Origin of the sequence: Pseudoalteromonas sp., from assembly GCF_041629635.1 — a bacterium.
Classification (GTDB): domain Bacteria; phylum Pseudomonadota; class Gammaproteobacteria; order Enterobacterales; family Alteromonadaceae; genus Pseudoalteromonas.
This window is the reverse complement of the sequence record NZ_JBFKMX010000034.1, coordinates 17,472-29,273: the sequence shown is the minus strand read 5'-3', so window position 1 is coordinate 29,273 and position 11,802 is coordinate 17,472. Positions and strand designations below refer to the sequence as shown.

Sequence of the window (11,802 nt, the reverse complement as noted above, 5' to 3'; positions counted from 1 at the left end):
TTGCTGCATAGCCTGTTTTTAAAGGCTTTGTATTTTTGTAAAGGGGTATAACAGGTGTTATTTTCTAATCGTTTTTATTTTATATTTTGCTGTTTTTTTATTGCTTTATTTGGGTGTAAATCTACAACTTCTCCTTCGCTCACTGTGTCTGGATTGGCTTTTTATAATGATGCAAACAGTACTATTGAAAATATTAAATTAACCGTCGTTGAATCAGCAAAAATGGTTAGCTGTAATTTAGTTGAGCCGCAAAGCTATTGCGGTACTGGCTTTCCACAAGCACGTTATCAAGGTGCAGATTTAGTATTAAGTTGGCAAACATCTCAAGGCCAAATAATCTCGCGCCCAGTACTTTTAAAACAACCTCAGCAATTCGACGCCTCTAAGCGCTATGCTGCTGTTATTAAATTTACAGATCCCACTAATTTTGAAGCGTTCTTCACAGTTAACCCAAGGCCTTTTTAAACGCTTTTTTATACCTTATTTATTAGCATTTTATTCTCGGAATATCTGACCAACGAGTAGTGTATTTGGGAGATAAAAATGCGCGTCGCATATGCCAAAAAGCGCTTTGTTTTTCGCTTGCAAGCTTAAGCGCGTCGTTACCAAAGCGTTGGTTAATAGTATCTAAGCATTGCATTAGTTCAGGTTTATCTTGAGAGTGATTAAATAAGTCACCTTGGCGATACATTTCGTCTTCTAACTCAATTGCCCCAATACCGCACTTTTGAAAGCGCACATTCGGGCTATAAATTTTTAAAAATATTTTTTTTACAGCATTAGCAAATACTGTGACGTCGTTAGATGCTACGGGAAACTCATAAATAAATGTGCGTTTATAGTAATGCTCTTCAAAGGGAGAGCTATGGGCAAAAATAACAATGCGTTTCGCCAAAGAGCCTTGTTTTCTAAGTTTTCGTGCCACAATATTACAATGTGCCGCAAAGGCAGCGCGTAACGAATGTGCATCGCTAATGCGTTCGCCAAAGGAGCGAGTAGAGTAGACCTCTTTCTTTTTTTGCTTCACATCATCCCACGATAAGCAAGATGTACCATTTAACTCATTAATGGTTCGCTCAAGTACAACACTAAACTGCTTACGCATTAATTTTGCGGGTTGATTTGCTAAATCAAGTGCACTGTGAATATTCATGAGTTTTAGCTTTTTACTAATGCGACGCCCAACCCCCCACACATCTTCTACAGCCATTAATTTTAAAATATGTTTACGGGAGGCCTCATTGTTTATTACTGCCACACCATCAAATCCAGGTAATTTTTTTGCTGCATGATTAGCAGCTTTAGCAAGGGTTGCTGTCGGGCCAAAACCTACACCTACGGGGATTTTAGTTTTACGCCATACTGCTTTACGAATGGTATGGCCATACTCATGCCAGTCATTAATTAGATTGTTAAAGCCATTAAAATTTAAAAATGATTCATCAATTGAGTAAATATATTGGTTATCACTAAATCGACTAATTTCGTTCATCATCCGAGCACTTAAATCAGCATAGAGCTCATAATTAGAGGAACGTACAATAACGTTATGTTTTTCAAGTAACTCTTTTACTTTGAAATACGGTTCAAACTTCGGAATATTCAGCTTTTTAGCAATAGGGCAAACAGCACAAATGCAGCCATCGTTGTTAGTTAACACAACAACAGGGCGATTTCGGATGGTTGGGTCAAAGACCTTTTCGGCGCTGGCGTAAAACGATACAGCATCTACAAGTGCAAACATTAAAACAAGGCCTTACGCGCACGATGTAAGCGAACCGATGTACTTACCACACCTTCGTATTGAAATGTATCGCCTTTATTAACCAAAATTGGCGGATAGTGGGGAGAGCTCGATATCAGCATACCACGTTGCTTATCAAAAATTTTACAGGTGAACACACCATTAAAATTAGCCACGATCACATCCCCTTGGTGCGGCTCAAGTGCGCGATCCACAATTAAAATATCGCCATCAAAAATACCGCAACCAATCATAGAGTCACCCGTTGCCACACCAACAAAAGTGGCGTTAGGGTGTTGTATTAGCAGTTCATCAAGAGATAATCCAAGCTCTTGATATTCGGCAGCAGGGGACTCAAACCCAGTTATGCCTGCCTCAATTTTTATTGGTACAACTTTCACAAATAAGTAAACATCAAATAACTGTATGAATATACAGTTTAGTGCAAATTATTAAAATTAGGTAGTGTCGGTTTGTTCACCTGTAAAAGTTTTTAACACCTAAAATAGACAGTAGATAATTCAATGAATTAAAGGGATTGAAAGGTTGATTTAAAGGTAAAATCGCAAATTAACAACGACAAAATTAATAAATATCATGAGTGATGAGCTATAAGTAGCCTATGGGGCAATGAATGTTATTAGCTATAAGAGAGGTATTGAAATGCTATCAAATAAACATCGATGTTTATTAAAGAAGTTTAGAAAGTGTTGGTTCAGAAATATGGAACGGTGTATGGCACGTAACCAGTTATAATTATAAATTAAACTAATTTAATACCATGTTTCTGTATTGTATTTTTTTAGGATGTGATTTAGTTTTCCAGCAATTTGTAAATGAATAATACCATTATCAAAAAGATTAATAACATCATGTGATATATGTGGATTGAAACCTAGGTACAATGGAGTTAGAGAGCCTTCAGTCGTAACCCTTACAATATCATGGATATTTGAACGAGCCAGTTGATAATCTAGATTAAACCGTGAATCTAACAGAAAATCGATGCGGCCTTTTTGTAATAACTTAATATTCCTTGTTAAAGGAGCGTTGCCTGTTGAGTGATATAAATTGTTCGGATATTCAGCAAATAGCTTATTTAATACGTTACCATATTCATAACCTTTAATGAGGCCAATACGGTTATTATCACGGAAAATAGCTGACAACATATCAGTTTGTGATTCATTCATTAAACGTGTAGCTTTATCTTGCAGAGCATAGAAATCATTATACCAACCACCAAACACTTGATGTGATTGCTGTAAATGAAACTCAGTTATGTGCTGTTTAGTTAAAGCAAGTACAATATCAACATCACCTTGTTTTGCCATTTTTAAGGCGCGTGATAATGGCATGATTTGAATTTCGAGCAATAAGTGATTACGCAGTGCAATTTCATTAATCACTTCAACCAAAATACCTGGATGTCTTACATTATCACAAATAAACGGACACCAATAATCAGAAGCCACAGTAAGAGTTTTAGCATTTAAAGAAATACTGGAAAGAAACAGTAATGTATAGAAGAAGAAATGCAAACGGGCTTTGAACATATAGAAAAATTGTACAGACAGGTAACTATTTAAAATATAAATGTGTAGTGTAATTTACCTAAAATTGGTAATTTAAACCAGTAAAGATTTAATAAGGTATTTAAAAAATGAAGCACAAACAAACACCATTACCTGTAATGTATATTATGTTAAATAAAAGATTTGCGACGATATATGTATATTGTTATTGAACGTTGCCACTTAAATCGATAATCTCAGGCACTTGCATGAGATTTGTATTATTTCATGACTTAATTAAGTAATTTTGCGAAAAGAGAAATTTGAGATAACTAATATTTGTTAAAACAATTTAAAAATGAAAATAAGTTTAATGACACTTCTGCGCCAAAAGCTGCGCTGTTATAACCGGCGCAGCTATACTGCGTCCGGCATCGAAGGTGCGAAATTGATTGATTTATTAGGCATTTTGACACCAAAGATCATCACGATCTTTCAACGATATAGATGTAGCAGCTTCGCCAGCTACGGTTGCGGTCTCTCCATTATTGAATTCGTCTAAGTGCACCCATACTAGCTTTTTTCCATCTCGCTCTTTAGGGAAAACCATAAAGAGCATATCTACCTGAATATCCGGAAAATTATCCTTTGTATACTTTACTAACGCGCGATACTTGCCAATTTCGGTATCTTTCAGGTTAAACAGCGAGCAATCTTCGGTTGAGTGATATTTTGCATCAATCAGTAAAAAGCTTCCGTCATTTGGATCGACTATAAAATCTGGCCTTTTCCCACCATAAACTCTCAGCTCATTAGACAAGCTAAACTTTCCTTGCTCTATCTCTTCAAAATTCCATCCAGATTTTGATAGCCACTGCTTGGCATACTCCTCACCATCTTTTCCTGCTGAATGAGGGATTTGTTTTCTTAGAGCTTTCCGAATTGATTCTATACTATGCATTGTATTCCTTTGGTTTAAGCGTTTGTTATGTGCCTTTAGCTACAAGACATGAATGTCATTGATAGTGGCACTATATTCATTACCTTTAACATGCGAAAACTCGAACTCTACCGTGAGATCGGTTATTTCACCGTTAACTGGGAAATAAAAACCAAAAAGGTAGCTACCGTCATTACATTCCATAAACTCAGGTGAGCAAGTTATATTTAAGTTACCTAACTAATTCAATTCAAGTAGTATGCTTATTGTGACCCGTAAAGCGTCAGCCTAGGAAAATTAAGCTTGTCTGACACAGTTCCTTCCATCAGATTTAGCTTTATATAGTGCGTCATCAGCAAGTTTTACAACTGCTTCTATTGATATACTTTCATGTAATTCAGCAACGCCAAAGGAACTTGTCACTGCGGGTAAAAATTCCGTTCCTGAGTCTATTGATTTAAGTTCAATTGAATTTCGTATGCGTTCAGCTAAGTTTATCCCATCCTCCAAATTGGTATCAGTAAGTAATATTGCAAATTCCTCACCACCAAAGCGAGCGCAAACGTCCGTGTCTCTAATCAATTTTCTAAGCAAGTTTGCAACAAATTGTAGAACTTTATCCCCAATTTGATGACCGTAATTGTCATTGACTGACTTAAAATGATCGATATCCATTAGAATCAAAACTGCATTTCTTTCGTATCTAATGCACCGCGACATTTCACTTGCCAAACGTTCATCAAAACAACGTCTATTCATTATACCTGTTAATCCATCCGTATTGGCTTGCTCACGTAGTTCATAATTTGCTTGTTCTAATTCTTTTGTGACGGTTGAAATAAAATGCATTAAGCGCTTTAGAACCGCTGTACGCTCCGGCAACTTTCTATTTTCTAGGTAGTTGATTTTATTATTTTGTAATGCATTCCCTTCCCTAATCGCCAATACAACAAGTTCTGCATTCAACACATTAGTCTTACTCACCGCATTTGAAAATTCGCCTAAAGTGAAAAACCCTGCTGTAGGAGCCAAGCTCTCAAATGGCATTAACTCTTGCTTCACTTCTTTTTGTAGAAAAAGTCTTCGACATCCACAGGAAAACAGGTAAATAGCTTCTGGTTTAAAACTTTCCAAATCTTCAATGGCAACGTTTACATTACTTAATATTGAGTTTATATCACCATATCCAAAGCGAATTTTGGCTCCTTCATCAACATTAGAAATGAACTTAATACTGCAATCATCTCCAAATGCAATTGGAACTTTAGCCACATAGTTTTGATCTTGCTTGATAATAAGTGGAAACCCAACTAATTCCTCGACCAATCCGTTTTCAACTCGCCCAATATAGTGCTGGTAAAGCTCTGCTGCATTTTGATTATCTATTTCTAAAATAGAGTTTTGATCAGTCTTAGTTACCACCATTTCCTTTCCGAACGGTTGCCACCCTAAAATATTTTCAACCTTTAAGCTTACTCCGCCTCCGCATATTGCGACTGCTACAAAAGCTGAAGTAGAAATGAACTCATTATGAAGAACCAATGTTCTAACTAGTTTCAAATGATCACCAGCCCCTCCTCCTACAATTGGTACATCTTCCACTTCTGAAAGCAATCCAGCAATAAAATCTTCACTTGTCAAGCTCAGGGTTGTACCTAATAAGATGATAGATTTAACATCATTTCCACACCTTTGCTTTATGCTCTTGCCTAATAATTCACCAGACAACAACTCCTTATTAATTGCGCTTTGTTGATGAAAAGAATAAATCCGTGCCTGAACAAATACGCTTATTGAAATAATCGAACCACTATCAAGCTTGTCGCCGTTTATTATTTCTCCAATCGTTGTGCAGCCAACTACATTAATAATAGGTATTACTTTTCGCAAACAGCTTGAAACTTCAAGCATAAATTGATTGTCTACAAAAGACGTATAGAATTGAGCCAAAACCGCGCTAGCGTTTTCAAAACTAAATTCTATGCTCTCCAACTGTGAATGTAGGTCTTCTACATTTTCAAACTTGAATACAAAGTGCTTCATAGCTCTGCGTTTTCGGGTAGAAAAGTGTGTATTATTTATAGTTTAGACAATCTAGTAAAATTCTCTAACAACTATACGTTGTGCCAAAGACTCACCATTTAAATGTCAACGCTGATAGTTTGATTATTTATATTAAATCAATACATTAGTTTTTAAACTTTTGAGAATTAGATAAACTTTTGCAGATAACAACCTAGCAAACTATTAAATGAGATATTGGGCGATTGTATTCACACTAGATACCTGTATATTAAATTTATAATAACCGTTTAGTAGGTCTGAGACATTGTAATTCTCTCTAATTTGAAAACAACAATATTAGATTTAATACTACACAGAGGAAGCTTTTCTCTACTCTGGACGCTAAACTGAGACCTGAACAGCGTTTAAAGCGCACAAATCTAACCAAGCAGAATAGTAATAAAATGAATAAGACTCTTGACCAAATAATCCAACAGTTAAATTCGGTCATTTTAGGTAAACAACAACAAATAAAATTAGCTTTATGTTGCTTACTCGCAAAAGGTCATTTGTTAATCGAAGACTTACCTGGTATGGGTAAGACCTCACTTGCACATGCACTGTCTAATATTCTTGGTCTTAATTATCAACGAGTGCAATTTACCAGCGACCTTTTACCATCTGATATTACTGGAAGCACCATTTTTGACCCTAATAAACAAACATTTCATTTTCATCCTGGTCCATTATTTAATCAAGTAGTCTTAGCTGATGAGATTAACCGAGCGGGTCCTAAAACACAAAGTGCATTGCTTGAAGCAATGGAAGAGCAACAAGTAAGTATTGATGGTAAATGCCATCCATTGCCCATGCCATTTTTTGTAATTGCTACACAAAATCCAATGCATCAAGCAGGAACCTATCCGTTACCCGAATCACAACTTGACCGATTTCTCATGCGCATTGGTTTAGGTTACCCTGATAAACAATCTGAAAAGGCGATTTTACTGGGGGAGATAAGCACTGCGGCCAAAAAAATAAACGCACTGCTAGACCCTACAACTTTAATTGATATGCAATCTTTAGTTAATGATGTGCTTTTATCTGACGTGGTTGTTGAGTACATACTTGATTTGGTGAACGAAACTCGAAACAATCAAGATTACCCTATGGCACTGTCCCCTCGAGCGTCAATTGCAATAGCAAACGCTGCGAAAGCATGGGCATTTATTCATATGCGAGATTATGTAGTACCCGATGATGTACAGGCAATCTTTCCATCAGTTGCAGAACATCGACTCGGCGTTACGAGTAATACAACTAATAAGCTTTCCTATGACTTACTAAACAAAATAAAAATCAAGCCATAGTTATGTCCGATACTAAAAAAAACTTGCGCGAAAAAGTTAATTCATATTTTAATGCCTGGTTTAATGGACTATTAAAAAAGCGTAAACATAGCGCAAAGACAATCACGTTAAGTCATAAGAATATTTATATTTTGCCAAGTAAGTTTGGTTTGGCGTACTTGTTTGTGAATTTACTAGTATATGTACTTGGTATTAATTACCAAAATAACTTGGTAATTATGTTCAGCTATTTAATGCTTTCATTTTTATTAGTTAACTTTATTGTTGCATTTATCAACCTATACAATCTTAACATAACATTATCGCATACAAGTGCGGGTTATCAGAATACTGGTTATCATGCACAGTTTCATTTAAATAATCGCGATGGTACTACTAGCCTTGAAATTGAAGGTGAAAATATCCAGAGCAAATTTATTGATGCTATTGATAACCAACTATTTAAATTGAATATTCAAATAAACGTGTCAAAACGGGGTGTTCACATTCTGCCGCGTATAAAATTGTTGTCACGTTATCCATTTGGCTTGGTAACTACGTGGAGTTATTTCGTTTCAGAAGTTCAAACATACATCTACCCTACACCTTTATCCTATTCTATTCACCAAGTAACTAAAGCCGAGCTGGAATTTGAAAACGACAGCCGTAAGACTACAGCAGCAAGCGAAAATTATCAGGGTGTTAGGCCATATATAGAAGGTGACAAAGTTAATCGCATTTCGTGGAAGCATTATGCAAAACACCAAGTGTTAGCAACAAAAGATTTTAGTGCAGGCAGTTCAAACGAATATGAATTTAATTTGAACACAGTACCTGGGAATTTAGAGCAAAAATTACAACACCTTAGCTACCTAATAACCCATGCTGAGCAAGAAAGTTTGCGGTACAGTTTAGTATTGCCCAATAGTAAGGTTGATCTTAATAGTGGCAAAAATCATATGACTGAATGCTTAGAAAGGTTAAGTGATGTTTAATCAAGACAAAGTCAAAAACCTTTCAGCATTAATTATTGCGATTACCAGTGCATTACTGTTTGATGAATTAGCTGTGTTTTTTATTGCAACCGTTGCACTATTAATCATCTGGGTATTTGCAATTAGCTATACCAAGGCAAATGCACCAACCATAGTAGTTGCTAATATATTAGCGGTTGCATGTACATTAACCCTATTTTTAACTATAGGTACAAATGAATTAGTTAACTTATTTGTCGCGATGTTATTGCAAGCAAATTGCTTGAAATTATTAATAGCAACGCAACAAAGACAAATAAAATCAATTGTTTTAGTAAATTTTTTTATATCATGTTGTGTGTTTTTATTTTACCAATCCTTACATGTTACATTTTTGGTATTACTTTTGTTTTTAGTTAACATAACTGCGCTATATTTACTGACAAACCACAAAGTAACCAGCCACAGTAGTGTTCGCGCAATCAAACTTTTAGCGCTAAGTTTACCTATCACCTGTATACTGTTTTTATTTCTACCAAAACTACCTGCGTTTTGGCGAATGCCGAGTCTTTCGACTGCGCAAGTTGGATTATCCGAATCCGTAAATCCTTTCAATATTGCAGATTTAACAAAATCAGATAATTTAGCATTTCGAGCCATTATTTCAAAAGAACATAAAGCGCCTTACTATTGGCGTGCAATGGTACACGAATTGTTTGATGGTAGATCTTGGAATATTTCAGAAAGCGCAGAAAAAAAATTATTAGATTATGACCTAAAAAAAGCCGCAGAAAAAATAAAAATTTTACATGAACAATCGTCTTTAAACTGGCTTCCGACTTTGTTTTATGGTCATGTCGATGAAGCTGATATTTTTACCACTATTAATGGAAATTTATATCGACCTAATCCGAATAATCAAAAGTTTACTTACGAATTTAGTGAAATAACACTGAATTCAGAGTTGTCGAAAAGTCAATACTGGAAAAATTTACAAATTCCGAGAAATGTAAATTTGGAAAGTATCGAGTTAGCAAAAAAAATTAAATCACAAACTAATTCAACAGAAATGTTTATTAACTTATTGGCACGCCATTACATCGATAATGGGTTTAAATACACGTTAAAACCACCCAGTTACAATGATAATAACCAGATTGATCAGTTTATGACAGGTAAAAAAGGGTTTTGCGGACACTATGCCAGTAGTAGCGCATTTATATTTCGAGCTGCAGGCATTCCTGCTAGGGTTGTTTCAGGATATTTGGGCGGTGAGTTTGCGGAAAATGAAGAATATTTATCAGTTTATCAGTATGATGCACATGCATGGACAGAAGTGTGGGTTGATAATATAGGGTGGGTAATATTTGATGCTACAGCCTATGTAGAGCCTGATCGTTTGTATGGTTCGTTATCACAGCTAGAAAGTACGCGAAATGACTTTGAAGATAATATCGGCCTTGGTCTAACAAGTTTAAGTGAAATTGCACTATTTAACGAGTTGCGCCTGTATTTAGAACAACTTGATTATAAATGGACAGCATGGGTACTAGGTTTTGATAACACTGCACAAAAAGAACTACTTAAAAAATTAATTGAAGATGTGAGTGCTATCAAAATAGCTATCATCATCTCGTTAATAGGCCTGTTTTTACTGACTTTTTTGTCTTTGAAATTATGGCAACGCAGATTACATTATGATGATCCTATTGTGTATTATTTGCTTTCAATAGAAAACTATGCAAAGGGAAAAGGACTACAACGCAAAACTGGTGAAACAATTGAGGTTTTTTTAACACGATTAAGCGATTCATTACCTGAACATAAGAGAGATTTTAAGAGCTTTTTAGAGCTTTATAGTCGCCACCGTTATGGTGGTAAAACGCTAACTAAAGCACAAACTAAAACGCTTAAGCGTAATGTCAATAATATAAAATATAAGAGACAACTATGAACTCAGTCGTACTCGGCGTTATTGTAATGCTGATTTTAAGTTTACTACGTATAAATGTGATAGTGGCAATGACAATTGCGGCAATCACTACAGGATTAACCGCAGGTCTTGGTCTTGAACAAACACTGCTGGCCTTTAACGAAGGTTTACAAGGTGGTGCCAAAACAGCGCTCAGTTATGCAATGCTCGGTGGCTTTGCGGTAGCAATTGCTAAATCGGGACTGACGGATATTCTCGCTGATAGATTAATAAACCAAATAAAAGGTGAACAATCACGCTATTCTGAGCTTTTTATTAAAGCGAGCGTATTATCGCTGATTTTGTTGATCTCGATAAGTTCACAAAACTTGGTTCCTGTTCATATTGCGTTTATTCCAATCCTTATTCCGCCCCTACTCATTATTTTTGACCACTTAAAACTCGATCGCCGTGCAGTAGCATGCGTTTTAACCTTTGGTTTAGCAACAGCATACATGGTATTACCATACGGTTTTGGCGGTATATTTTTATTCGATATTGTGCACGCAAACCTCGAAAAGAATGCCTTAAAAATTGATACCGCAAGTGTGCCTAATGCGATGATCATTCCTGCATTAGGTATGTTAATCGGCCTCATGATTGCTGTGTTTTTTAGCTATCGCAAAGAACGTACTTATCAAGAAATTAATCAAAATTCTGAAATCAGGCTTCCAAAAAATAAAAGTAAAGTGATTGCTGTTGGCATCATCGCCATAGCCACTTCTTTATATGCACAAACCATCACAAACTCTATGATATTGGGTGGCTTAATTGGGGTGCTAATTTTTACGATTTTTGGCGTTGTTAAATGGCAAGAATCGTCCGATATTTTTAGTAAAGGTGCTGCAATGATGGCGATGATTGGCTTTATTATGATATCAGCCCAAGGGTTTGCGTCGGTTATTCAACAAACTAATGAAGTATCAACGCTTGTGCAAAGTATTTCGACCTCAATTGGCGACAGTAAGGCATTTGCGGCAGCACTTATTTTGATCATTGGACTATTAATAACCATGGGCATAGGTAGTTCATTTTCAACGGTACCCATTGTTGCAACCATTATTGTGCCACTTGCAATATCACTTGGGTTTTCACCGCTAGCTACGGCTGCATTAGTTGGCACTGCTGGTGCATTAGGAGATGCAGGCTCCCCTGCCTCTGACTCAACTCTTGGACCGACATCGGGCTTGAATGCTGATAATCAACACGATCATATTAGGGACACGGTTATCCCAACCTTTATTCACTTTAATATTCCATTATTAATATTCGGTTGGGTAGCGGCAATGGTTTTATAAGAAAGGC

At 36.0% G+C, this 11,802-nt stretch carries 10 protein-coding genes; 5 read left to right on the top strand and 5 right to left on the bottom strand.

What is annotated here, in order from left to right:
* The first annotated feature begins 153 nt into the window (after positions 1-153).
* Complete coding sequence (locus ABYD77_RS07275) at positions 154-465, top strand: hypothetical protein (RefSeq protein WP_372768454.1); 312 nt, start codon at positions 154-156, stop codon at positions 463-465.
* 22 nt (positions 466-487) lie between these two features.
* Here ABYD77_RS07275 and ABYD77_RS07270 read toward each other — a convergent pair whose 3' ends face one another.
* The 5 genes from ABYD77_RS07270 to ABYD77_RS07250 form a co-directional block, all read right to left on the bottom strand.
* Complete coding sequence (locus ABYD77_RS07270; RefSeq protein ID WP_372768452.1) at positions 488-1,744, bottom strand: Y-family DNA polymerase; 1,257 nt, start codon at positions 1,742-1,744, stop codon at positions 488-490.
* On the bottom strand, positions 1,744-2,145 hold the full coding sequence (locus tag ABYD77_RS07265; protein ID WP_372768450.1) for a LexA family protein: 402 nt from the start codon (positions 2,143-2,145) through the stop codon (positions 1,744-1,746). Before ABYD77_RS07265 ends, ABYD77_RS07270 begins: the two co-directional genes overlap by 1 nt.
* A 372-nt stretch (positions 2,146-2,517) precedes the next feature.
* On the bottom strand, positions 2,518-3,300 hold the full coding sequence (locus tag ABYD77_RS07260; protein ID WP_372768448.1) for a substrate-binding periplasmic protein: 783 nt from the start codon (positions 3,298-3,300) through the stop codon (positions 2,518-2,520).
* A gap of 418 nt (positions 3,301-3,718) precedes the next feature.
* Positions 3,719-4,219: a hypothetical protein gene (locus ABYD77_RS07255; RefSeq protein WP_372768446.1), complete on the bottom strand. Its 501-nt coding sequence runs from the start codon at positions 4,217-4,219 to the stop codon at positions 3,719-3,721.
* Between the two features lie 276 nt (positions 4,220-4,495).
* Positions 4,496-6,241, bottom strand: coding sequence for a diguanylate cyclase (locus ABYD77_RS07250; protein WP_372768444.1), 1,746 nt, complete (start codon positions 6,239-6,241; stop codon positions 4,496-4,498).
* Between the two features lie 425 nt (positions 6,242-6,666).
* On the opposite strand from ABYD77_RS07250, the gene ABYD77_RS07245 reads away from it, so the two are divergent.
* The 4 genes from ABYD77_RS07245 to ABYD77_RS07230 are packed head-to-tail and all read left to right on the top strand — an operon-like array spanning position 6,667 to position 11,795.
* Positions 6,667-7,572 carry an AAA family ATPase gene (locus ABYD77_RS07245; protein WP_372768442.1) on the top strand — a complete coding sequence of 302 codons (906 nt, stop codon included), beginning with the start codon at positions 6,667-6,669 and terminating at the stop codon, positions 7,570-7,572.
* 2 nt (positions 7,573-7,574) lie between these two features.
* Positions 7,575-8,546, top strand: a complete 972-nt coding sequence (locus ABYD77_RS07240) for a DUF58 domain-containing protein (protein WP_372768440.1) — start codon at positions 7,575-7,577, stop codon at positions 8,544-8,546.
* The gene (locus ABYD77_RS07235) at positions 8,539-10,479 is read left to right on the top strand and encodes a DUF3488 and DUF4129 domain-containing transglutaminase family protein (protein ID WP_372768438.1); all 1,941 of its coding nucleotides are present in this window, start codon (positions 8,539-8,541) and stop codon (positions 10,477-10,479) included. The genes ABYD77_RS07240 and ABYD77_RS07235 overlap by 8 nt, the downstream gene beginning before the upstream one ends.
* Complete coding sequence (locus ABYD77_RS07230) at positions 10,476-11,795, top strand: Na+/H+ antiporter family protein (RefSeq protein ID WP_372768436.1); 1,320 nt, start codon at positions 10,476-10,478, stop codon at positions 11,793-11,795. Before ABYD77_RS07235 ends, ABYD77_RS07230 begins: the two co-directional genes overlap by 4 nt.
* Positions 11,796-11,802: the final 7 nt, after the last annotated feature.